Below are 21,618 nucleotides of genomic sequence, written 5' to 3' on the forward strand. Positions count from 1 at the left end.
GCGCCGCGGCGCTTCTCGGGGATAGAGGCCCGAAGGGGCCGCGCTGATACACGCGCTTACAATGGACGTCGCCTTTCCTGACTCCTGATGACTTCGACGACCGCCGCCGCCCCCGCCGCCCGCTATGCGGGACTGGACGGCATGCGCGCGATCGCGGTCGCACTCGTCGTGATCTACCACCTGTTCCCGCAGTCCTGGGTGCGCGGCGGCTTCATCGGGGTCGACGTGTTCTTCGTGATCAGCGGATTCCTGATCACGACCCTGCTGCTGCGCGAGGGCGGCCGCATCGCCCTCGGCGACTTCTGGCGCCGCCGTGCTCGGCGCCTGATCCCCGCGCTGGCCGCCGTGGTCACGGTGTGTGCGAGCGCGGCATGGGTCATCGGAGGCGACGTGCTCGTGAACCTCGGCGCGCAGGTGCTGGGGGCCGCGACCTTCAGCTACAACTGGATCTCGATCGCCGCGGGCGGCGGGTACTTCTCGGCGGCGACGCCGGAGCTCTTCCGCAATTTCTGGTCGCTCGCGGTCGAGGAGCAGTTCTATCTCGTGTGGCCGATCGTGCTGCCGCTGTTCCTCCTGCTCCCCCGCGCCTGGGGGCGGGCCGGTGCCGCGCTCCTCCTCGCCGGCGCGTCGGCCGTGTGGATGGGAACGCTCGTCGCAACCGGCGGCGACGTCACGAGGGCCTACTTCGGCACCGACACGCACGCGTTCGGCATCCTGCTCGGCATCGCGCTCGCGTTCGTGCTGCAGAGCGTGCCCGGTCACGCGCCCGCGCGGGCGCCGCGGTGGGCGCCGTGGGTCGGCGGCGCGGCTCTTGCCGGGCTCGGGGCCCTCGCGCTCGTGCCGCCGACCCCCACCCCGGCGACTTTTCCGGGAGCCGTGCTCGCGGCGAGCCTGTGCAGCGCGGCCGCGATCGTCGCGGGTGTGTGGCCCGGGTCCCGCTTCGGACGGGCGCTGGATGCCGCGCCGCTGCGCTGGGTCGGCGATCGGTCGTACGGCATCTACCTCTGGCACTGGCCGCTGCTCGTACTTCTGACCGCCGGGTTCGTCGGCGGTGGCCCCGAGACCGGCATCCCGATCTGGATCGGCGTGCTGACACTCGTCCTCACCCTCGTCATCGCCGAGCTGTCGTACCGGCTGCTGGAGACCCCCGTGCGTCGCCACGGCTTCCGCGGATGCCTCGCGCGTCTGGGCGCGCGCCTGTCCGGCTCCCCCCGCGCGCGGGTCCGGGCGCTCGGCGCGGTCGCCGCCGGTGTCGTGCTGCTCGGCGGGACCACGGCCGCGATCGCCGCCGCCCCCGAGGTCTCCTCCGGTCAGGCGGCGGTTCTCGCCGGCGCCGACGCGGTGCAAGACGCTCCGGATGCCGCTCCCGCCGAGTCCGAGACCCGGACGCCCCCACCGGTCGGCGACCCCCGGCCCGTGCCCTCCCCCGATCCCGTGACGGGCGACGAGGTCACCGCGGTCGGCGATTCGGTCATGCTCGCGTCGGCGCCGGCGCTGCTGGAGGAGATGCCGGGGATCCAGGTGGATGCCGAGGTCTCGCGCTCGACGTATGCCGGGCCCGGCATCCTTCAGTCCCTCGCCTCGGCCGGACAGCTGCGTCCCTACGTCGTCGTCGCGCTCGGCACGAACGGACCGCTCAGCCCCGACGCGATGGAGCAGATGGCGCAGATCGTCGGTCCCGACCGCGAACTCGTGCTCGTGAACGCATTCGCGCCGCGCGACTGGATCCCGGGTGTGAACGCCGACCTCGCGGCCTTCGCCGCGTCCCACCCGGGCGTCGTGGTCGCGGACTGGTCCGGCGCGATCGCGCCGCACACCGATCTGCTCGCGGGCGACCAGATCCACCCAGGCATGGCGGGCGGGCGGATTTTCGCCGACGCCGTCGAGGAGGGGCTCGAGGCCGCCGAGCTGCAGCGGGCGCTCGCCGAGTACGAGGTCGACATGCGCGCCTACCGGCGGGCGCACCCCGACCTGCCCCTGCCGCAGTAGGTTCTAGAGCCGCTGCACCAGCGCCTGCTGGCGGTGCGTCGAGGTGAACCCGAGGCGCTCGTACAGCGTGTTCGCGCCGGTCTTGCTCTCGGTGTCGACGTCGAGCACAGCCTGCTCGAGCCCCGCCGCGCGCGCCGCCTCGAGCGTGCCGGCGATCACGAGCGGAGCGAGCCGCCGACCGCGCTGATCGCGCACGACGCCGATCAGGTCGATGTACGTGTTCGGCGCGCCGAGGGCGACCCAGTCCTCCTCGTTCACCGAAGCCAGACAGAACGCCACGATCCGCCCGTCGATCAGGGCGAGGGTGGACAGGTCGGGCCGCAGGAACGGTCCGTTGACGAACTGCTCCCACCGCTCGGGCGGGCTGGGCAGGCTGCCCCAGTGGTCGCGGAACGCGTCGTTGCGAGCGATGCGGACATCCTCTGCGCGGTCGGGCGTGTAGGCCACGACCTCGACACCGTCGGGCCTCGTCGGCGCGTCGATCGGCTCGGCCAGATCGCGCTGCATCGAACTGAACCAGCGCTCGGTCACAAGGCCCAGGCGTTCGCCGAGCGTGGCGGCATCCGCGTTCTCCTCGTCGACGTACTGGTAGATCGCGGCGGGCGCGTCCGAGCCCGATTCGTCGAGCAGTTCGCGCGTGCGCGCGTAGGTCCACGCGATGAGTGCGGTGCCGATGCCGCGGCGCCGGTGGTCGGGGCGGACGGTGCCTTGCAGATACGCGTGCCGCTCTTCCGCGGTGTTCGGGTGGAGCATCGCATGGGCCATCGCGACGACCTCGCCGTCGGGCAGGACCGCGAGCAGTGTGTCGCGCGCAGGATCCACGTGCGAGAGCTCGAACATGTCCGCGATGTCCTCGCGCGGTGTCACCCAGCTCGGGTGGTCCACCCGGTCCGCCGCGGCCACCGCCGCGTGGATCGCGTCGATGTCCGCCTCGGTCGCCGGCCGGAAGGTCACCTCGGGGTGCTGCGGGATCGTCGGGCTCATCGCTCCAGCCTAGGGCGGGGGTCGCCGCATGTCTCTGCGCGTCCGTGCGCGCAACTCCTGCTTTCTGCCGGCCCGACCGCCGAGTCCCGCGCAACTCCGAGTCGGCGGCGGCGGGCCCGGACCGGAAAGCAGGAGTTATGCGCGCGGGTGCCCGGCCATCAGCCCCAGGAGAGCCTCGCGGACGGCTTCGGGGTGGTGGAACATGTCCTCGGCGAGGATCCGAAGCGTGCAGTAGCCCCGGGCGGCCGCCTTCATGTCGCGGCGGCGGTCCGAGCGCTGCTTCTCCCAGCCCTCATGATGGGCCTTGCTGTCGCACTCGATGATCAGGAACCCGCCGATCACGAAGTCCACGCGCCCGACGCCGGCGATCCGCACCTGCACCTCGAATGGAATGCCGAGCTCCACGAGGAGCAAGCGAAGAAGCGATTCCGTGCCCGACTCGGCGCGCGCATCGAGACGCTCCGCGATGCGCCGGTACCGTGCGGGGAGCGCGCGGAACACTTCCCGGAGAAACGGCTCATCGACGATCCGTCGGTGCAGGAGACTGTCCAGCGTCGCGATGACCTCGCGCTCGGGGAGGCACCGCACGAGCTGTCCGACGATGTCTCCGACCGCCAGCAGGTGTCGCGACGCCGGAGGCTCGGTGAGCCTGCGGCGGCTCAGCCGCACGTCGCCCGCCTCCGACTTCCGCCAGTGCTTGTGACTCACGCCGGGTCCGCGCAACCGCGACGCCTGGCGATCGGCGTGAACGTGCACGTGATCGTGCGCGAAGACGAAGATCTCGGGGTCGAGGACCGCGAGTGCGGAAACGCACGTCAGGTGACCACCGATGCGCACCGCCGCCGCGACCGCACGGTCGGTGCCGGGACGGACGTACCTGTCCCGACGCACCCGCACGAGGGAACCGTCACGCACGGCCGCCGTGATGCGCCGCGGGGTGTACCCGAGTGCGAGCAGTTCGTGGCGGTGCAGCACCCGCTCATCGGGAACCGTGAGCGCGGAGATCGTAGTCATGCGTGCCAGCGTGCGGGCAGGCGCACCCGCCATCAGGAATCGGGGCCCGATCTGTGCACAACGTCCGCTTTGGCGGCGCCGGGGAGGAGGAGATCAACGCCTCAGCGCCGATCGAGATCCACGTCGATCGGACTCCTCGTCGGCCGGCGAATCATGACTCCCGCACTTCGCCGTCCCCGCCGGAGCGGCGCACCGAGATTCCGGGCCTCATCGGAGTGCAGCCGATCGAACTGCGGGAGCTGTGCGCACAGGCGCCGACCAAGCGCGCCCGAAAGCACGAGACCCGCGCCCCTCGGGGGCGCGGGTCTCGGGAACAGCAGGTGCGAGAGGGTCAGGCCTTCTCTTCGACGACCGCGTCCTCGGCGGCAGCCTCGGCCGCCGCGCCCTCCTCGGGCGACTCGGCGCCGGCATCGGCGCCGGCCTCGTCGGCCGGAGCCTCCTCCGAAGCCACAGCCTCGTCGGCCGGAGCCTCCTCCGACGCGACCGGAGCGGCAGCAGGAGCGGCCGCAGCCGACTTCTTCGCGCTCTTCGGCTTCGGGCTCACCGGCTCGAGCACGAGCTCGATGACGGCCATGGGCGCGTTGTCGCCCTTGCGGTTGCCGACCTTGGTGATGCGGGTGTAGCCGCCCTCACGGTCCGCGACCAGCGGCGCGATCTCGGTGAACAGGACGTGCACGACTTCCTTGTCACCGATGACCGACAGCACCCGGCGACGGGCGTGCAGGTCGCCGCGCTTGGCGAACGTGATGAGGCGCTCGGCGAGCGGACGCAGGCGCTTGGCCTTGGTCTCGGTCGTCTTGATGGACTTGTGCGTGAACAGCGCCGCGGCGAGGTTCGCAAGCAGCAGGCGCTCGTGGGCCGGACCGCCGCCGAGGCGGGGACCCTTCGTGGGCTTGGGCATTCTCAGTTACTCCAGTGTCTTAAAGGTCGAAAGCCGAAACTCAGACGGTCTCGTCGTCGTATCCGCCGTAGAAGTGCGCGCCGTCGAACCCGGGAACCGAGTCCTTCAGCGACAGGCCGAGCGAGATGAGCTTGTCGCGCACCTCGTCGACCGACTTCTGACCGAAGTTGCGGATGTTCATCAGCTGCGTCTCCGACAGGGCGACGAGCTCCGACACGGTGTTGATGCCCTCGCGCTTGAGGCAGTTGTAGGAGCGGACCGACAGGTCCAGGTCCTCGATCGGCATCGACAGCTCGTTGGAGAGGACGGTCTCGACCGGCGCGGGGCCGATCTCGATGCCCTCGGCCTCGACGTTCAGCTCGCGGGCGAGGCCGAACAGCTCGGTGAGCGTGCGACCGGCCGACGCGACGGCGTCGCGCGGGGCGAGCGAGTTCTTCGTCTCGACGTCCAGGACGAGCTTGTCGAAGTCGGTGCGCTCACCGGCACGGGTGGCGTCGACCCGGTAGCTGACCTTGAGGACCGGCGAGTAGATCGAGTCGATCGGGATCTGACCCGACTCGGCGTACTCGTTGCGGTTCTGCGTCGCCGAGACGTAGCCGCGGCCGCGCTCGATCGTGAGCTCGAGCTCGAACTTCGCGGTGTCGTTCAGGGTCGCGATCACGAGCTCGGGGTTGTGCACCTCGACGCCGGCGGGGGCGGAGATGTCGGCGGCCGTGACCTCGCCGGCACCCGTCTTGCGCAGGTACGCGGTGATGGGCTCATCGCGCTCGCTCGAGACGACGAGCTGCTTGATGTTCAGGATGATCTCGGTGACGTCTTCCTTCACGCCGGGGATCGTGCTGAACTCGTGCTGGACGCCGTCGATTCGGATGCTGGTGACGGCTGCGCCGGGGATCGACGAGAGCAGGCTGCGACGCAGCGCGTTGCCGATCGTGTAACCGAAACCGGGCTCCAGCGGCTCGATGATGAACCGGCTGCGGAACTCGCCGATCTTCTCCTCGGTCAGAGTGGGACGCTGTGCGATGAGCACTATGTGTTCCTTTCGATCACGTATCCGCTATATGACACGTGCAATGGGTGAGAGTGTTGAGTTGTCTTCGGGATGCCGTCAGCCAGGCGGCGCGGCATCCGGCGTGCATGATGACCGCTGCGCGGCCTGCTCGAGCCGAAACGGGCGCGAGCAGACCGGCGCAGCGGAGTGCGTCAGACGCGGCGGCGCTTGGGCGGGCGGCATCCGTTGTGCGCCTGCGGCGTCACATCGTTGATGGAGCCCACCTCGAGGCCGGCGGCCTGGAGGGAACGGATCGCGGTCTCGCGGCCCGAACCCGGACCCTTCACGAAGACGTCGACCTTCTTCACGCCGTGCTCCTGCGCCTGGCGGGCGGCGGACTCCGCAGCCATGCCGGCCGCGTACGGCGTCGACTTGCGCGAGCCCTTGAAGCCCACGCCGCCCGAGGACGCCCAGCTGATGACAGCGCCGGCGGGGTCGGTGATCGAGACGATCGTGTTGTTGAACGTCGACTTGATGTGGGCCTGGCCCAGCGCGATGTTCTTCTTTTCCTTGCGACGCGGCTTGCGCGCGGCGGTCTTGGCCTGTGCCATGTTCTGGTTCTCCTAAACCGGGGCCGCGCTTAGCGCGCCTTCTTCTTGCCGGCGACGGTGCGCTTGGGTCCCTTGCGGGTGCGGGCGTTGGTCTTCGTGCGCTGACCGTGCACGGGAAGGCCGCGGCGGTGACGCAGGCCCTGGTACGAGCCGATCTCGACCTTGCGGCGGATGTCGGCGGCGACCTCGCGGCGCAGGTCACCCTCCACCTTGTAGGTCCCCTCGATGTGGTCGCGCAGCGCGATGAGCTGGTCGTCCGTGAGGTCCTTGACCCGGATGTCGGGGCTGATCTCGGTCGCTGCGAGGATGTCCTTCGAGCGGTTCGGACCAACGCCGTAGATGTAGGTGAGGGCGATCACCACGCGCTTGTCGCGCGGGATGTCAACGCCGGCAAGACGTGCCATGCGGTTCTCCTGAGAGTGAAGTGGAGGTGTGGAGCAGAGCCGGTGCCCGGGCCTCCAGCCCGAGGTGTCCCCTCCGAAGAGGTTCTGGTCCTGCCGAGTGTGTGTTCAGTTGTGTGATGTTCCGGATGCCGGGGCACCGGCATCCGGAATGAAATCTGTGGACTAGCCCTGGCGCTGCTTGTGGCGCGGGTTCGACTTGCAGATGACCATGACGACGCCGTGACGGCGGATCACCTTGCAGTGATCGCAGATGGGCTTGACGCTGGGGTTGACCTTCATGATGTTTCCTGTTCGCTGTCTTCACCGGGCAGGCCGGAGCCTGGGGTGTTACTTCTCGACCGGCCTAGCGGTAGCGGTAGACGATGCGGCCGCGCGTGAGGTCGTAGGGGCTCAGCTCCACGACGACGCGGTCCTCCGGAATGATGCGGATGTAGTTCTGCCGCATCTTGCCCGAGATCGTGGCGAGGACTTTGTGCCCGTTGCTCAGCTCGACGCGGAACATCGCGTTGGGCAGGGCCTCGGAGATCACGCCTTCGATCTCGATGACACCGTCTTTCTTCGCCATACACTCGCTAACGCTCAGCAAACCGGTCGGTCTGCGGTTTGGGTGGGAGTCGGTGCGCAGACACGCCGATAAGGCATAACGCACCAAAGATCAAGCATACGTGATATTGCAGCACCCGGCAAACCGGGCGTGTCGCGGTTCCCGTCCTACGGGAACAGCGTCGCCAGGTCGGCGGGCGCCGGCAGCGAGGAGTTGTCGATGACCTGACCGTTGATCGCGATGGTCGGCGTGCCGATCCCCTGTGCGCTCGGCGCGACGGGGGTCTTCTCGGTCATCGCCGTGACGTAGCCCTTATAGGTGCCGTCGTTCACGCACGAGTCGATGCCCGTGACGCCGACACCGGCGGCGATCGCCAGGATCTGCTCGTCGGTCAGCCCGGTCGATCCCTCGGCGGGCTGATTGGCGTACATCGCCTGCATGAACGGCACCGCGGCCGATCCGTCGGCGGCCGCGACGCAGTACATCGCGCTCGCCGCGCGCGTGGAGTACTCGGTGCCCTGCGACGCGCGGTCCAGGATCGAGATCGGGTGGATGTTCAGAGTGATCGTGCCGTCGTCCACGAGCGACTGGATCGCCTCGCCGTACGCCTGCTCGAACTGGTTGCACACCGGGCACATGAAGTCGATGTACGTGTCCATCGTCCCCGCGCCGTCGCCGACGGTGATCGCACCGGTCTCCTGGTTGATGACGGCGGCGTCCGGCGTGTTGACCGGGTCGGGTGCGGTGGCGGTGTTGTTCATCCACACCACGAGACCGGCGACCGCGACCAGCAGCACGACCACGGCGACACTCACCCAGATCGCGAACCAGTTCGTCTTGCGTGCAGGGGCTGCCATGGAGGTTCCTATCCGATCTCGCGCGGGGTGATGCCGAACGGCGCCAGGCCCGCTGCGCCGCCGTCGGGCGCGGTGAGCACCCAGATACCGTCATCATGCACGGCGACGCTATGTTCCCAGTGTGAGCCGGCTGTGCCGTCGAGGGTCGACACGGTCCAGTCGTCGTCCTCCACGAACGTCGCCTGGTCGCCGATCACGACCATCGGCTCGATCGCGACCGCGAGGCCGGGGCGCACTTCGGCGCCGCGGTCGGGTGTGCGGTAGTTGAACACCGAGGGCGACTCGTGCATCTTCCGCCCGATGCCGTGGCCGACGTACTCGCGAAGGATGCCGTACCCGTGGCCCGATGCGTCGATGTGGTCCTGGATGGCGGCGCCCACCTCGCCGAGGTGCGACGCGGTCGCGAGCGCCGCGATCCCCGCCCACAGCGACCCCTCGGTCACGCGGGAGAGCTCTTCGCGCTCCGCGACGAGCTCGGGACGCGTGTCATCGGGCACGACGAACGTGAAGGCAGAGTCGCCGTTCCAGCCGCGCAGCTCCGCCCCGGCATCCACCGACACGATGTCGCCGGGTTCGAGGACGCGGCCGGACGGGATACCGTGCACGACCTGCTCGTTCACCGACGTGCAGACGGTGTGGCGGTAGCCGCGCACCATCTGGAAGTTCGAGATCGCGCCGCGGGCGACGATGACCTCGGATGCCGCGGCGTCCAGTTCGAGCGTGGTGACCCCGGGGGCGATGAGCGCCCGGGCGGCGTCGAGGGCGGCGGCGGTGATGAGCCCGGGCTCGATCATCGCGCGCAGCTGCGCCGGCGTCTTGTAGATCGACCGGCGCCCCGGCAGCAGCGGACTCACGCGGCGGCGGAGCGCGTCAGACCGTGACCCTCGAGGGCGGCGATGACGCGGGCGGTGATCTCGTCGAGCGAACCGACGCCGTCGACCTCGAGCGCGATGCCCTGCGCGCGGTAGACATCCAGGATCGGAGCGGTCTCGCGCTCGTAGATCGCCAGGCGGTTCTCGATGACCTGCTCGGTGTCGTCCGTGCGCCCCTGCTCCTTCGCGCGCAGCGTGAGGCGCTCGATGCTCTCCGCGCGCGGCACGAGAAGCTCGATCACGGCGTCGAGCTTCTCGCCGCGTCCACCGAGGAACGCATCGAGGTCGGCGACCTGGCCGAGGTTGCGGGGGTAGCCGTCGAGCAGGAAGCCGCCCTCGGCATCCGCCTGCGAGAGGCGATCGCGCACGACGGCGCTCGTCAGCTCGTCCGGGACGAGATTGCCGGCCTCGATGATCTCGGTCACCTTCGTGCCGAGCTCGGAGCCGCTCTTGACCGCCGCGCGGAACATGTCGCCCGTGGAGATCGCGGGGATGCCGTACGCCTCGGCGATGCGCACGCCCTGCGTGCCCTTGCCCGAGCCCTGCGGGCCGACGATGAGGAGACGCGTCATCGGAGGAGCCCTTCGTAGTGGCGCTGCTGGAGCTGCGCGTCGATCTGCTTCACGGTTTCGAGACCGACACCGACGATGATGAGGATCGAGGCGCCGCCGAACGGGAAGTTCTGGTTCGCGCCGACCGCCGCCAGGGCGATGAGCGGGAGCAGGGCGATGAAGCCGAGGTACAGCGAACCGGGCAGCGTGATGCGCGTGAGCACGTAGTCCAGGTACTCCGCGGTGGGACGACCCGCTCGGATGCCGGGGATGAAGCCGCCGTACTTCTTCATGTTGTCGGCGACCTCGACCGGGTTGAACGTGATCGCGACGTAGAAGTACGTGAATCCGACGATGAGCAGGAAGTACACGAGCATGTACAGCGGGCTGTCGCCGGTCGTGAGGTACTGCGCGATCCACGCGACCCACGGCTGCGCCGCCTGGCCCGCCTGCGGCTGGTTGAACTGCGCGATCAGCGCGGGGATGTACAGGAGCGACGACGCGAAGATCACGGGCACGACGCCGGCCATGTTGACCTTGATCGGGATGTACGTGTTCGTGCCGCCGTACGTGCGACGGCCCACCATGCGCTTGGCGTACTGCACCGGGATGCGGCGCTGGGACTGCTCGACGAAGACGACGAGCGCGACCACGACGATGCCGACCGCGAGGACCAGCAGGAACGTCTCGAACCCACGCGACTGCCAGATCGCCCACATCGACGCGGGGAAGGCCGCCGCGATCGAGGTGAAGATCAGGATCGACATGCCGTTGCCGATGCCGCGCTCGGTGACGAGCTCGGCGAACCACATGATCAGGCCGGTGCCGGCGGTCATCGTGATGATCATCAGCAGCTGCGCCCACCACACGTCGTTCGTGAGGAGCTGCTCGCACTCGGGGATGCCGGTGGTGCCGAAGAGCTGGCCGCTGCGGGCGACCGTCACGAGCGTCGTCGACTGCAGCAGTGCGAGCGCGATCGTCAGGTAACGGGTGTACTGGGTGAGCTTGGACTGGCCCGCCTGGCCCTCTTTGTAGAGGGTCTCGAAGTGCGGGATGACCACGCGCAGCAGCTGCACGATGATCGTCGCGGTGATGTAGGGCATGACCCCGAGCGCGAAGATCGACAGCTGCAGCAGGGCGCCGCCCGAGAAGAGGTTGACCAACGACAGCAGCCCCTCGGTGCCGGCGCTCTGCCGGAGGCAGGACTGCACGTTGGGGAAGTCGACGAACGGCGCCGGGATGTGCGCGCCGAAGCGATAGATGGCGATGATCGCCAGAGTGAAGCCGATCTTCCGACGGAGGTCGGGTGTACGGAAGACCCGCGCGATGGCGCTGAACAAGAGGATGCCTCCAGAGGGGATGCCGATGCGACGAGGCGCATCAACCTCCAGGGTAACGCAGAGGGGGCCGGAGACTTCTCTCCGGCCCCCGCTGGGTGAACTACTTGACCGAACCGCCCGCGGCGACGATCTTCTGCTCGGCAGAACCCGAGACCTTGTCGACCGACACGGTGAGCTTCACGTCGATGTCGCCGGTGCCGAGCACCTTGACCTTCTCGTTCTTGCGCACGGCGCCCTTGGCGACGAGATCGCCGACGGTGACATCGCCACCGGCCGGGTACAGCTCGGCGAGCTTGTCGAGGTTGACCACCTGGTACTCCACGCGGAACGGGTTCTTGAACCCGCGCAGCTTGGGCGTACGCATGTGGAGGGGCATCTGCCCACCCTCGAAGCCGGCCTTGACCTGGTAGCGGGCCTTCTGGCCCTTCGTGCCACGACCGGCGGTCTTGCCCTTCGAGCCCTCACCGCGACCCACGCGGGTCTTGGCGGTGTTCGAGCCCGGGACCGGACGCAGGTGGTGCACCTTCAGCACGCCGGGGCGCGACGCCGGAGCGTCAGCCTTCTTCGCGGCGGGCTTGGCCTTCGGCGCGGCCTTCTCAGCCTTGTCCGCCTTCGCGGCGGAGTCAGCCTTGGCGGCCTTCGGCGCGGCGGACTTCTCCGCAGCAGCCTTCTTGGGAGCGGCCTTCTTGGGGGCCGCCTTCTTCTCGGTGACCTCTTCGGTCGCCTTCTCAGCCTTCTCGGCCATTAGTCGATCTCCTCAACCTTGACGAGGTGCGCGACGGTCTTGACGTAACCGCGCGTCTGCGCGTCGTCGGGACGGACGACGGAGTCGCCGATCCGCTTCAGACCGAGCGAACGCAGCGTGTCACGCTGGTTCTGCTTCTCGCTCACCTTGGACTTCGTCTGCGTGACCTTCAGTCGCGCGGCCATCAGGCACCTACCTTCGCAGCAGCGGCGGCGTCGGCCTCCGCACGCACGAGACGGGCGGGAGCGACCTGGTCGAACTCGAGGCCGCGACGCGCGGCGACCGCACGGGGCTCCTCGAGCTGCTTCAGGGCCGCGACCGTCGCGTGCACGATGTTGATCGTGTTCGACGAGCCGAGCGACTTCGACAGGACGTCGTGGATGCCGGCGCACTCGAGCACGGCACGCACCGGTCCACCGGCGATGACACCGGTACCGGCGGCGGCGGGGCGCAGCAGCACCACACCGGCGGCGGCCTCACCCTGGACGGGGTGCGGGATCGTCACGCCGACACGGGGCACGCGGAAGAAGTTGCGCTTGGCCTCTTCGACACCCTTCGAGATCGCGAGGGGAACCTCGCGCGCCTTGCCGTAGCCGACACCGACGACGCCGTTGCCATCGCCCACGACGACCAGCGCCGTGAAGCTGAAGCGGCGACCGCCCTTGACGACCTTGGACACGCGGTTGATCGTGACGACGCGCTCCAGGAACTGGCTCTTGTCGGCATCGCGCGAACCACGGTCACGCTGGTTGGCGTTGCGCTCGCGGCCACCGCGGCGCGGCTCGCGCTCGCGCTCGGCGGGCGCCTCGGTGGCGGCCGCCTGAGCCTCGGGAGCGGTCTGCTCGGTGGTCACTTCGGTCTCCTTGATTTCACTCACAGGTTCAGTCCCCCTTCGCGGGCGCCGTCGGCGATCGCCGCGACACGGCCCGCGTAGCGGTTGCCACCGCGGTCGAACACGACATCCTCGATGCCGGCGGCCTTCGCGCGCTCGGCGACGAGTTCGCCGACCTTGCGGGCCTTGGCGGTCTTGTCACCGTCGAACGAACGCAGGTCCGCTTCGAGGGTGGACGCCGAGGCGACGGTGTGACCCTTCGCGTCGTCGACCACCTGGACGAAGACGTGACGGGCCGAGCGGGTCACGACGAGACGCGGACGCTGCTCGGTGCCGACGATCTTCTTGCGAAGACGGGCGTGGCGGCGCGAACGCGCCTGAGACTTGGTCTTGACAGCCATGGTTACTTACCACTCTTTCCGGCCTTGCGACGAACGACCTCGCCGGCGTACCGCACACCCTTGCCCTTGTACGGCTCGGGCTTGCGGATCTTGCGGATGTTCGCGGCGGCCTCGCCGACCGCCTGCTTGTCGATGCCGCTCACGGTGACCTTGTTGTTGCCCTCGACCGTGAGCGTGATACCCGCGGGCGGGTCCACGAGCACGGGGTGCGAGAAGCCGAGGGCGAACTCGATCGAGCTGCCCTTCTGCGCGACGCGGTAACCGGTGCCCACGACCTCGAGGCCCTTCGTGTAGCCCTGGGTCACACCGATGATGTTGTTGTTGATGAGCGTGCGGGTCAGGCCGTGGAGCGACCGCGACTCGCGCTCGTCGTCGGGCCGGCTGACCAGAACCTGGTTCTCTTCGACCTTGACTTCGATCGGGCGCGAAACGGTGAGCACCAGCTCGCCCTTCGGGCCCTTCACCGCGACGTCCTGGCCGTCGACCGAGATGGTCACGCCCGCGGGGATGTCGATGGGGAGGCGTCCAATACGCGACATGTCAGATCACCACACGTAGGCGAGGACTTCCCCACCCACGCCCTTCTGCTCGGCCTGGCGGTCCGTGAGGAGGCCAGAGGAGGTGGACAGGATCGCGACGCCGAGGCCGCCGAGGACCGTGGGGATCTCGGTCGACTTCGCGTAGACGCGCAGGCCCGGCTTGGAGACGCGCTTGATGCCGGCGATCGACCGCTCGCGGTTCGGGCCGTACTTCAGCGTCATCGAGAGGGTCTGACCGACGCGGGCGTCCTCGACGCTCCAGTCGGCGATGTAGCCCTCCTGCTTGAGGATCTCGGCCAGGTTGGTCTTGAGCTTGGAGCTCGGCAGCGACACGGTGTCGTGGTGCGCCGAGTTCGCGTTGCGCAGACGGGTCAGCATGTCTGCGACCGGGTCTGTCATTGTCATGAGGTTGTTCCTTTGTTCACCAGGTTTCGTACGCCTTTACAAGACGGCCGACCTGTGGTGGCGAGTGTCCCGATTAGGACTGGTTCTCTTCGGTGCGGAAGGGGAAGCCGACCGCACGCAGCAGCGCCCGACCCTCGGCATCCGTCTTCGCCGTGGTGACCACGGTGATGTCGAAGCCGCGCACGCGGTCGATCTTGTCCTGGTCGATCTCGTGGAAGACCGACTGCTCCTGCAGACCGAACGTGTAGTTGCCGTTGCCGTCGAACTGCTTGGGCGAGAGGCCCCGGAAGTCGCGGATGCGGGGCAGCGCGAGCGAGACGAGACGGTCCAGGAACTCCCACGCGCGGTCACCGCGGAGGGTGACGTGCGCGCCGATGGCCTGGCCCTCGCGCAGCTTGAACTGCGCGATCGACTTGCGGGCGGCGGTGACGACGGGCTTCTGACCGGTGATCTTGGTCAGGTCGTCCACGGCGCCGTCGATCACCTTGCTGTCGCGAGCGGCCTCGCCGACACCGGTGTTCACGACGACCTTGACGATCTTCGGGATCTGGTTGACGTTGGCGTAGCCGAACTCGTCCTGCAGCGCCTTCTTGATCTCGCTGTTGTACTTCTGCTTCAGGCGGGGCTGGATCTTGCCAGCCTCCACGGCAGTGGTGGTGCTCATCAGAGGTCCTTGCCTGACTTCTTCGCGTAACGGACGCGCACGGTGCGCTTCACGCCGTCCTTCGTCTGCTCCTCGACGCGGTGACCGACACGGGTCGGCTTCTTGGTCGAGGGGTCGACGAGAGCGACGTTGGAAATGTGGATGGGGGCTTCGAAGGTCTCGATGCCGCCCGTCTTGGTGCCGCGCTGGGTCTGGCCCACGCGGTTGTGGCGGGTGGCGTAGTTGACGCCCTCGACGATGACGCGGTTCTGCCCGGCCAGGACCTCGAGGACCTTGCCCTGCTTGCCGCGGTCTCCGCCGCGCTCGGGCTTGGCGCCCGAGATGACCTGAACCAGGTCGCCCTTCTTGATCTTCGCCATGACTTAAATGACCTCCGGCGCCAGCGAGACGATCTTCATGAACTTCTTGTCACGAAGCTCGCGACCGACGGGTCCGAAGATGCGGGTGCCGCGGGGCTCCCCGTCGTTCTTCAGGATCACGGCGGCGTTCTCGTCGAACTTGATGTACGAGCCGTCGGGACGGCGCGTCTCCTTCTTGGTGCGGACGATGACGGCCTTGACCACATCGCCCTTCTTGACGTTGCCGCCCGGGATCGCGTCCTTGACCGTGGCGACGATCGTGTCACCGAGGCCCGCGTAACGGCGCTTCGAGCCGCCGAGCACGCGGATGGTGAGCAGCTCCTTCGCGCCGGTGTTGTCGGCGACCTTGAGGCGGGATTCCTGCTGAATCACTTGTTACTCCTTGGGTTCCAAGTAGGCCCGGGGGCTTACTTGGCCTTCTCGAGGATCTCGACCAGGCGCCAGCGCTTCGTGGCGCTCAGCGGGCGGGTCTCGTTGATGAGGACGAGGTCGCCGATGCCGGCGGAGTTGGTCTCGTCGTGCGCCTTCACCTTGGAGGTGCGGCGGATGACCTTGCCGTACAGCGGGTGCTTCACGCGGTCCTCGACCTCGACGACGATGGTCTTGTCCATCTTGTCGCTGGTCACGTAACCGCGGCGCGCCTTGCGGTACCCGCGGGCGTCGGCGTCGCGCACGTCGTGCGCGGCCGACTCGTGACCCTTGGCCGCGACCGGAGCCTCGACGGCCTCGGCCTTGGCAGCGGTCTTCTTCGGGGCCGCCTTCTTGGGGGCGGCGGGCTTGGTCTCAGCCATTACTCGGCCTCTTCCTTCTCGGCCTTGTCAGCGGCATCCGCCTTCTTGGCCTTCGTCTTCTTCGCCTTCGTCGCGACCTCCACAGGGGCGGGCGTGGCACGGATGCCGAGCTCGCGCTCCCGGATCACGGTGTAGAGCCGCGCGATGTCGCGCTTGACGGCGCGGATGCGCCCGTGGCTCTCGAGCTGGCCGGTGGCCGACTGGAAGCGCAGGTTGAACAGCTCTTCCTTGGCCTTGCGCAGCTCCTCGACGAGGCGCTGGTCTTCGAACGTGTCGAGCTCGCTCGTGGCGAGCTGCTTGGTGCCGATCGCCATTACGCGTCGCCCTCCTCGCGCTTGATGATGCGTGCCTTCAGCGGCAGCTTGTGGATGGCACGGGTCAGGGCCTCACGAGCGAGTTCCTCGTTGACGCCGGCGACCTCGAAGAGGACGCGACCCGGCTTGACGTTCGCGACCCACCACTCGGGCGAGCCCTTACCGGAACCCATGCGGGTCTCAGCGGGCTTCTTGGTCAGCGGACGGTCGGGGTAGATGTTGATCCACACCTTTCCACCACGCTTGATGTGACGCGTCATCGCGATACGAGCGGACTCGATCTGACGGTTGGTCACGTAAGCGGGCGTGAGCGCCTGGATGCCGAACTCACCGAACGTCACCTTGGTGCCGCCGGTGGCCTGGCCCGAGCGACCCGGGTGGTGCTGCTTGCGGTACTTGACCTTGCGGGGGATAAGCATCAGGCAGACGCTCCTTCTGCGACGGGCGCGTCGCCACGAGGCCCACGACGACGGTCGCCACCGCGGTCATCGCGACCACGGGGTGCCTTCGGAGCGTTGGCCTGCTCGCGCGCGAGTTCCTTGGCGGTGAGATCGCCCTTGTAGATCCAGACCTTCACGCCGATGCGGCCGAAGGTGGTCTTGGCCTCGTAGAAGCCGTAGTCGATGTTCGCGCGCAGGGTGTGCAGGGGCACACGGCCTTCGCGGTAGAACTCCGACCGGCTCATCTCGGCGCCGCCCAGGCGACCGGAGACCTGGATGCGGACACCCTTGGCACCGGCACGCTGAGCGCCCTGCAGACCCTTGCGCATCGCGCGGCGGAACGCCACACGTGCGGAGAGCTGCTCGGCGATGCCCTGCGCGACCAGCTGAGCGTCGGCCTCGGGGTTCTTGACCTCGAGGATGTTCAGCTGGATCTGCTTGCCGGTGAGCTTCTCGAGGTCGGTGCGGATGCGCTCCGCCTCGGCGCCGCGGCGACCGATCACGATGCCCGGGCGGGCGGTGTGGATGTCGACGCGGACGCGGTCACGCGTGCGCTCGATCTCGATGTTGCTGACGCCTGCGCGGTCGAGGTTCGACTGCAGGAGCTTGCGGATCTTGATGTCCTCGGCCACGTAGTCGGCGTAGCGCTGTCCGGGCTTCGTCGAGTCGGAGAACCAGCGCGACACGTGGTCGGTGGTGATGCCGAGGCGGAAGCCGTACGGGTTTACCTTCTGGCCCATTACTTGCTCGCCTTCTTGGTCTTGGCTGCCGGGGCGGACTCGGCCACCTCGGGCGTTGCGAGCACGACCGTGATGTGGCTCGTGCGCTTCTTGATCTGGAATGCGCGACCCTGGGCGCGGGGCTGGAAACGCTTGAGCGTCGTGCCCTCGTCCACGTACGCGTTGGCCACGTACAGGTCCTGCTCGTCCAGGTACTCGCCGTCCTTGTCGGCCTTCACGCGAGCGTTCGCGATCGCCGAGGCGACGAGCTTGTAGATCGGCTCGCTCGCGCTCTGCGGCGCGAACTTCAGGATGGCCAGAGCCTCCTGAGCCTGCTTGCCCTTGATCAGGGCGACGACACGACGAGCCTTCTGAGGGGTCACGCGGATGTGTCGCACACGTGCGATGGACTCCACCATTTCTCTCTCCTCTCGCGCCGCCTTAGCGGCGACGGCCCTTCTTGTCGTCCTTCACGTGGCCGCGGAAGGTGCGGGTGGGCGCGAATTCGCCCAGCTTGTGACCGACCAGGGTCTCGGTCACGAACACGGGGATGTGCTTGCGACCGTCGTGGACGGCGATCGTGTGGCCGAGCATGGCCGGCACGATCATCGACCGGCGCGACCAGGTCTTGATGACGTTCTTCGTTCCCGCTTCGTTCTGAGCGACGACCTTGCGAAGCAGGTGATCGTCGACGAAGGGGCCCTTCTTGAGACTGCGTGGCATCTTCCTCTACTCCTACTTGCGCTTCTTGCCGGCGTTGCGACGACGGACGATGTACTTGTCGCTTTCCTTGTTGGCGTGACGCGTGCGGCCTTCCTTCTGGCCCCACGGGGTCACCGGGTGACGTCCACCGGACGTCTTGCCCTCACCACCACCGTGCGGGTGGTCGACCGGGTTCATCGCGACACCGCGGACGGTCGGGCGGATGCCCTTCCAGCGGTTGCGGCCGGCCTTGCCCCAGTTGATGTTCGACTGCTCGGCGTTGCCCACCTCGCCGATGGTCGCGCGGCAGCGCGCATCGACGTTGCGGATCTCGCCCGAGGGCAGACGCAGCTGGGCGTACGGGCCGTCCTTGGCGACCAGACGCACCGATGCACCCGCGGAGCGGGCCATCTTCGCGCCGCCGCCGGGGCGGAGCTCGATCGCGTGGATGACCGTACCGGTCGGGATGTTGCGCAGCGGCAGGTTGTTGCCGGGCTTGATGTCGGCACCGGGGCCGGACTCGACGACGTCACCCTGCGACAGCTTGTTCGGCGCGATGATGTAGCGCTTCTCGCCGTCCGCGTAGTGCAGCAGCGCGATGCGCGCCGTGCGGTTGGGGTCGTACTCGATGTGCGCGACCTTCGCGTCGATGCCGTCCTTGTCGTTGCGACGGAAGTCGATCACGCGGTACTGGCGCTTGTGGCCACCACCGATGTGACGGGTCGTGATGCGACCCTGGTTGTTGCGACCACCGGTCTTGGCGAGCGGGCGGAGGAGCGACTTCTCGGGCGTCGATCGGGTGATCTCAGCGAAGTCCGCCACCGACGAGCCGCGGCGACCCGGGGTCGTGGGCTTGTACTTGCGAATTGCCATTGTTGTTAGTCCTTCGTCCCGGTCGTCAGCCGACGGCCGTGAAGATGTCGATGGTGCCCGAGCGCAGCGTCACGATCGCGCGCTTGGTGTCCTTGCGCTTGCCGGTGCCGAAGCGGGTCCGGCGCGACTTGCCCACGCGGTTGATCGTGTTGACCGCGGCGACCTTGACGCCGAAGATCTTCTCGATCGCGAGCTTGATCTCGGTCTTGGTCGCGCGCGGGTCCACGAGGAACGTGTACTTGCCCTCGTCGATGAGCCCGTAGCTCTTCTCCGAGACGACCGGCTTGAGGATGATGTCGCGCGGGTCCTTGTTCAGGGCGTTCTGCAGGGTGCTCATGCCGAGACCTCCTCGGTGACCGTCTTCGCAGCGACGAACGCGTCGTAGGCGGCCTTGGTGAAGACGATGTCGTCCGAGACGAGCACGTCGTAGGCGTTGAGCTGGCCGACGGGGAGCACGTGGACGTACGCGAGGTTGCGCACGCTCTTGACCGTGATCTCGTCACCGGGCTCGATGACGACGAGCACGTTCTTCACGGCGCCGAACGCCGTGAGGACGGATGCCGCCGCCTTGGTCGAGGGGGCACCGTCGATCCCGAAGGAGTCGACGATGTGAAGGCGGTCGCCGCGGGCGCGGTCGCTGAGCGATCCGAGCAGTGCTGCGGCGATCATCTTCTTGGGGGTGCGCTGGGCGTAGTCGCGGGGCTTCGGCCCGTGGACGATGCCACCACCGGTCATGTGCGGCGCGCGGATCGAGCCCTGACGGGCGTTACCCGTGCCCTTCTGCTTGAAGGGCTTGCGGCCGGCACCCGAGACCTCACCGCGACGCTTGGTCGAGTGGGTTCCCTGACGGGCGGCGGCGCGCTGGGCGACGACGACCTGGTGGATCAGCGGAATGTTCGTCTTGACGTCGAAGAGCGCGGCGGGCAGCTCGACCGAGCCTGCCTTCTTGCCGTCTGCGCTTCGCACGTCGAGCGCGAGAGTCTGGTCAGCCATGGACTCAAGCCCCCTTCACTGCGTTGCGGACGAAGACGATGCGGCCACGAGCACCGGGGACGGCGCCCTTGACGAGCAGCAGACCCTTCTCGGCGTCGACGGCGTGCACCGTGAGGTTGAGGACGGTCACGCGCTCGCCGCCCATACGGCCGGCCATGCGCATGCCCTTGAAGACGCGGCTCGGGGTCGACGACGCGCCGATCGAACCGGGCTTGCGGTGGTTGCGGTGCGCACCGTGCGATGCCGAGACGCCCTTGAAGTTGTGACGCTTCATGACACCGGCGAAGCCCTTGCCCTTGCTCGTGCCGACGACGTCGACGAGCTGGCCGGCCTCGAACGTGCCCTCGGCCGTGATCTCCTGGCCGAGCGTGTAGTCGGAGGCGTCAGCGGTGCGGACCTCGGTGAGGTGGCGACGCGGGGTCACGCCGGCGGCCTCGAAGTGGGCCGTCTGCGGCTTGTTGACCTTGCGCGGGTCGATCTGGCCGTACGCGATCTGGATCGCGTTGTAGCCGTCGCGCTCGGGGGTGCGAACCTGGGTGACCACGTTCGGCGCGAGCTCGATGACGGTGACGGGAACGAGCTTTCCGCTTTCGTTCCAGACCTGGGTCATGCCGAGCTTGGTGCCCAGCATCCCCTTGGAAATCTTGGAGTTGATGTCAGCCATGTCGGACCTCAGAGCTTGATCTCGATGTTGACGTCAGCCGGCAGATCGAGGCGCATCAGCGAGTCGACGGCCTTGGGCGTCGGGTCGATGATGTCGATCAGACGCTTGTGGGTGCGCATCTCGAAGTGCTCGCGGCTGTCCTTGTACTTGTGCGGGGAACGGATCACGCAGATCACGTTCTTCTCGGTCGGCAGGGGCACGGGGCCCACGACCGTGGCACCGGCACGGGTCACGGTGTCGACGATCTTGCGGGCCGACGAGTCCAGGCCGGCGTGATCGTACGACTTCAGGCGAATGCGGATCTTCTGTCCCGCCATTGTCTGCTCTCTCTCTTTACGCGTCTTACGTGCTCGGGATCCGAACCGCATTGGACGCACGAAGGCGTGGAAGGGTTCTTCCCTCGCCCTGGGCACTTCGCTCACCGTCTTGCGGCGGTGATGCTGCACCACTGTTCTGCTGTCAACCCGACGGCCGGAGCCTCCGGTTCCCCCGCCCGCCCGCGCACGGATGCGCTCCCGTCTCCGGGATGCTGGTGTGGGAAGTTTCGTTCTCCTGCCTGCGGCCTAGGACCCTGCGCTCTCGCGCCGCCTATGCACTGCCTGGCAGTGATCCGGGCACGCCCGAAGGGGCCCGGAGTGTGGAACTTCATTAGTCTACGTGCACCCCGGGCGTGTCGCAAACTCGGGCGTGTCGCGTTTCCACCCCACGTCCCCCCCTCCGCCCCTCCCCGCCGAGATGGTGGGTTTCCTCGCGAGATGGTGGGTTTCTCGCCGAGATGGTGGGTTTCCCCTCGAGATGGTGGGTTTCCCCTCGAGATCGTGCAGACCATCTCGGGGGAAGAACGACCATCTCGAGGGAAGAACGACCATCTCGGCGCAGAAGCAACCATGTCGGCGGGAGGCCGGGCGGGGACAGCAGTCAGATTGTGAAGCGCAGCCGACGCATGAGCGCGGCGAAGGACGCGAAGCTCGGCGCCTGATCCCAGCCCCAGCGACTCACTTCCCAGCCGGTCGCGCGGCGGACGGCGGTCAAGTCCCGTGGTGTGGTGTTATTCCGTTGCATCCTGATGGTGGGTGATGGTCAGGCGGTGAGGTAGAGCTCGGGGCGTGCGGGCTCGGC

Annotated in this window: 33 protein-coding genes; 1 reads left to right on the forward strand and 32 read right to left on the reverse strand. The window is 68.0% G+C overall.

All coding sequences use genetic code 11. The features are described from left to right. Nucleotides 1-87 precede the first annotated feature (87 nt). Nucleotides 88-1,989, forward strand: coding sequence for an acyltransferase family protein (locus AB0P18_RS15535; protein WP_363360788.1), 1,902 nt, complete (start codon nt 88-90; stop codon nt 1,987-1,989). Between the two features lie 3 nt (nt 1,990-1,992). Here the strand turns inward: AB0P18_RS15535 and AB0P18_RS15540 are convergent, their stop codons facing one another. From AB0P18_RS15540 to rpsJ, 32 genes are all read right to left on the reverse strand, one after another. Further along, the gene (locus AB0P18_RS15540; RefSeq protein ID WP_363360789.1) at nt 1,993-2,973 is read right to left on the reverse strand and encodes a GNAT family N-acetyltransferase; all 981 of its coding nucleotides are present in this window, start codon (nt 2,971-2,973) and stop codon (nt 1,993-1,995) included. Nucleotides 2,974-3,108: 135 nt separating this feature from the next. Further along, a complete protein-coding gene (locus tag AB0P18_RS15545; protein ID WP_363360790.1) occupies nt 3,109-3,987 on the reverse strand; it encodes a DUF559 domain-containing protein in 879 nt (292 codons plus the stop codon). A gap of 331 nt (nt 3,988-4,318) precedes the next feature. Further along, the gene (rplQ, locus tag AB0P18_RS15550; RefSeq protein ID WP_363360791.1) at nt 4,319-4,888 is read right to left on the reverse strand and encodes a 50S ribosomal protein L17; all 570 of its coding nucleotides are present in this window, start codon (nt 4,886-4,888) and stop codon (nt 4,319-4,321) included. A gap of 40 nt (nt 4,889-4,928) precedes the next feature. After that, complete coding sequence (locus tag AB0P18_RS15555) at nt 4,929-5,918, reverse strand: DNA-directed RNA polymerase subunit alpha (RefSeq protein ID WP_344051820.1); 990 nt, start codon at nt 5,916-5,918, stop codon at nt 4,929-4,931. Nucleotides 5,919-6,091: 173 nt separating this feature from the next. Beyond that, on the reverse strand, nt 6,092-6,490 hold the full coding sequence (gene rpsK / locus AB0P18_RS15560) for a 30S ribosomal protein S11 (RefSeq protein WP_150448852.1): 399 nt from the start codon (nt 6,488-6,490) through the stop codon (nt 6,092-6,094). A gap of 29 nt (nt 6,491-6,519) precedes the next feature. Further along, on the reverse strand, nt 6,520-6,894 hold the full coding sequence (gene rpsM, locus AB0P18_RS15565) for a 30S ribosomal protein S13 (RefSeq protein WP_344051816.1): 375 nt from the start codon (nt 6,892-6,894) through the stop codon (nt 6,520-6,522). 162 nt (nt 6,895-7,056) lie between these two features. Continuing rightward, on the reverse strand, nt 7,057-7,173 hold the full coding sequence (gene rpmJ, locus AB0P18_RS15570; RefSeq protein WP_056224002.1) for a 50S ribosomal protein L36: 117 nt from the start codon (nt 7,171-7,173) through the stop codon (nt 7,057-7,059). Between the two features lie 64 nt (nt 7,174-7,237). Beyond that, nucleotides 7,238-7,459: a translation initiation factor IF-1 gene (gene infA, locus AB0P18_RS15575; protein WP_017201569.1), complete on the reverse strand. Its 222-nt coding sequence runs from the start codon at nt 7,457-7,459 to the stop codon at nt 7,238-7,240. A 146-nt stretch (nt 7,460-7,605) separates the two neighbouring features. After that, nucleotides 7,606-8,295, reverse strand: coding sequence for a thioredoxin domain-containing protein (locus AB0P18_RS15580; RefSeq protein WP_363360792.1), 690 nt, complete (start codon nt 8,293-8,295; stop codon nt 7,606-7,608). Nucleotides 8,296-8,303: 8 nt separating this feature from the next. After that, nucleotides 8,304-9,137: a type I methionyl aminopeptidase gene (gene map, locus AB0P18_RS15585; protein WP_344055785.1), complete on the reverse strand. Its 834-nt coding sequence runs from the start codon at nt 9,135-9,137 to the stop codon at nt 8,304-8,306. Between the two features lie 8 nt (nt 9,138-9,145). Further along, complete coding sequence (locus tag AB0P18_RS15590; protein ID WP_363360793.1) at nt 9,146-9,739, reverse strand: adenylate kinase; 594 nt, start codon at nt 9,737-9,739, stop codon at nt 9,146-9,148. Further along, a complete protein-coding gene (gene secY, locus AB0P18_RS15595; protein WP_344051808.1) occupies nt 9,736-11,058 on the reverse strand; it encodes a preprotein translocase subunit SecY in 1,323 nt (440 codons plus the stop codon). Before secY ends, AB0P18_RS15590 begins: the two co-directional genes overlap by 4 nt. Nucleotides 11,059-11,158: 100 nt before the next feature. After that, nucleotides 11,159-11,803, reverse strand: a complete 645-nt coding sequence (rplO, locus tag AB0P18_RS15600) for a 50S ribosomal protein L15 (RefSeq protein ID WP_344051807.1) — start codon at nt 11,801-11,803, stop codon at nt 11,159-11,161. Then, nucleotides 11,803-11,988, reverse strand: a complete 186-nt coding sequence (gene rpmD / locus AB0P18_RS15605) for a 50S ribosomal protein L30 (protein WP_039402995.1) — start codon at nt 11,986-11,988, stop codon at nt 11,803-11,805. The genes rplO and rpmD overlap by 1 nt, the downstream gene beginning before the upstream one ends. Continuing rightward, nucleotides 11,988-12,680: a 30S ribosomal protein S5 gene (gene rpsE / locus AB0P18_RS15610; protein WP_344051803.1), complete on the reverse strand. Its 693-nt coding sequence runs from the start codon at nt 12,678-12,680 to the stop codon at nt 11,988-11,990. Before rpsE ends, rpmD begins: the two co-directional genes overlap by 1 nt. Further along, nucleotides 12,677-13,036 carry a 50S ribosomal protein L18 gene (gene rplR, locus AB0P18_RS15615; protein ID WP_344051801.1) on the reverse strand — a complete coding sequence of 120 codons (360 nt, stop codon included), beginning with the start codon at nt 13,034-13,036 and terminating at the stop codon, nt 12,677-12,679. The genes rpsE and rplR overlap by 4 nt, the downstream gene beginning before the upstream one ends. Nucleotides 13,037-13,038: 2 nt before the next feature. Further along, nucleotides 13,039-13,575, reverse strand: a complete 537-nt coding sequence (gene rplF / locus AB0P18_RS15620; protein WP_363360794.1) for a 50S ribosomal protein L6 — start codon at nt 13,573-13,575, stop codon at nt 13,039-13,041. 6 nt (nt 13,576-13,581) lie between these two features. Further along, a complete protein-coding gene (rpsH, locus tag AB0P18_RS15625) occupies nt 13,582-13,980 on the reverse strand; it encodes a 30S ribosomal protein S8 (RefSeq protein ID WP_344051797.1) in 399 nt (132 codons plus the stop codon). A 73-nt stretch (nt 13,981-14,053) separates the two neighbouring features. Then, entirely contained in the window at nt 14,054-14,644 is a 591-nt protein-coding gene (gene rplE / locus AB0P18_RS15630) for a 50S ribosomal protein L5 (protein WP_344051793.1), read from the reverse strand. Continuing rightward, nucleotides 14,644-15,003 carry a 50S ribosomal protein L24 gene (rplX, locus tag AB0P18_RS15635; protein WP_363360795.1) on the reverse strand — a complete coding sequence of 120 codons (360 nt, stop codon included), beginning with the start codon at nt 15,001-15,003 and terminating at the stop codon, nt 14,644-14,646. The genes rplE and rplX overlap by 1 nt, the downstream gene beginning before the upstream one ends. A gap of 3 nt (nt 15,004-15,006) precedes the next feature. Then, on the reverse strand, nt 15,007-15,375 hold the full coding sequence (gene rplN, locus AB0P18_RS15640; protein WP_045278746.1) for a 50S ribosomal protein L14: 369 nt from the start codon (nt 15,373-15,375) through the stop codon (nt 15,007-15,009). A 35-nt stretch (nt 15,376-15,410) separates the two neighbouring features. Continuing rightward, nucleotides 15,411-15,794, reverse strand: a complete 384-nt coding sequence (gene rpsQ / locus AB0P18_RS15645) for a 30S ribosomal protein S17 (RefSeq protein WP_344051784.1) — start codon at nt 15,792-15,794, stop codon at nt 15,411-15,413. Further along, a complete protein-coding gene (gene rpmC, locus AB0P18_RS15650; protein ID WP_344051782.1) occupies nt 15,794-16,108 on the reverse strand; it encodes a 50S ribosomal protein L29 in 315 nt (104 codons plus the stop codon). Before rpmC ends, rpsQ begins: the two co-directional genes overlap by 1 nt. Beyond that, on the reverse strand, nt 16,108-16,527 hold the full coding sequence (rplP, locus tag AB0P18_RS15655) for a 50S ribosomal protein L16 (RefSeq protein WP_344051780.1): 420 nt from the start codon (nt 16,525-16,527) through the stop codon (nt 16,108-16,110). The genes rpmC and rplP overlap by 1 nt, the downstream gene beginning before the upstream one ends. Next, nucleotides 16,527-17,288, reverse strand: coding sequence for a 30S ribosomal protein S3 (rpsC, locus tag AB0P18_RS15660; RefSeq protein WP_344051778.1), 762 nt, complete (start codon nt 17,286-17,288; stop codon nt 16,527-16,529). The genes rplP and rpsC overlap by 1 nt, the downstream gene beginning before the upstream one ends. Beyond that, nucleotides 17,288-17,686, reverse strand: coding sequence for a 50S ribosomal protein L22 (gene rplV / locus AB0P18_RS15665; protein ID WP_344051776.1), 399 nt, complete (start codon nt 17,684-17,686; stop codon nt 17,288-17,290). The genes rpsC and rplV overlap by 1 nt, the downstream gene beginning before the upstream one ends. 22 nt (nt 17,687-17,708) lie before the next feature. After that, nucleotides 17,709-17,990, reverse strand: coding sequence for a 30S ribosomal protein S19 (gene rpsS / locus AB0P18_RS15670; protein WP_344051774.1), 282 nt, complete (start codon nt 17,988-17,990; stop codon nt 17,709-17,711). Between the two features lie 12 nt (nt 17,991-18,002). Beyond that, nucleotides 18,003-18,842, reverse strand: coding sequence for a 50S ribosomal protein L2 (gene rplB, locus AB0P18_RS15675; RefSeq protein WP_344051771.1), 840 nt, complete (start codon nt 18,840-18,842; stop codon nt 18,003-18,005). Between the two features lie 25 nt (nt 18,843-18,867). Continuing rightward, on the reverse strand, nt 18,868-19,179 hold the full coding sequence (gene rplW / locus AB0P18_RS15680; RefSeq protein WP_344051769.1) for a 50S ribosomal protein L23: 312 nt from the start codon (nt 19,177-19,179) through the stop codon (nt 18,868-18,870). Further along, the gene (rplD, locus tag AB0P18_RS15685; protein WP_344051767.1) at nt 19,176-19,835 is read right to left on the reverse strand and encodes a 50S ribosomal protein L4; all 660 of its coding nucleotides are present in this window, start codon (nt 19,833-19,835) and stop codon (nt 19,176-19,178) included. The genes rplW and rplD overlap by 4 nt, the downstream gene beginning before the upstream one ends. Before the next feature lie 4 nt (nt 19,836-19,839). Then, nucleotides 19,840-20,499 carry a 50S ribosomal protein L3 gene (gene rplC / locus AB0P18_RS15690; RefSeq protein ID WP_344051764.1) on the reverse strand — a complete coding sequence of 220 codons (660 nt, stop codon included), beginning with the start codon at nt 20,497-20,499 and terminating at the stop codon, nt 19,840-19,842. Nucleotides 20,500-20,507: 8 nt separating this feature from the next. After that, nucleotides 20,508-20,816: a 30S ribosomal protein S10 gene (gene rpsJ, locus AB0P18_RS15695; RefSeq protein WP_091703640.1), complete on the reverse strand. Its 309-nt coding sequence runs from the start codon at nt 20,814-20,816 to the stop codon at nt 20,508-20,510. Nucleotides 20,817-21,618: the final 802 nt, after the last annotated feature.

It is taken from the genome of Microbacterium sp. NPDC064584 (genome assembly GCF_040687315.1).
Classification (GTDB): domain Bacteria; phylum Actinomycetota; class Actinomycetes; order Actinomycetales; family Microbacteriaceae; genus Microbacterium; species Microbacterium lacus.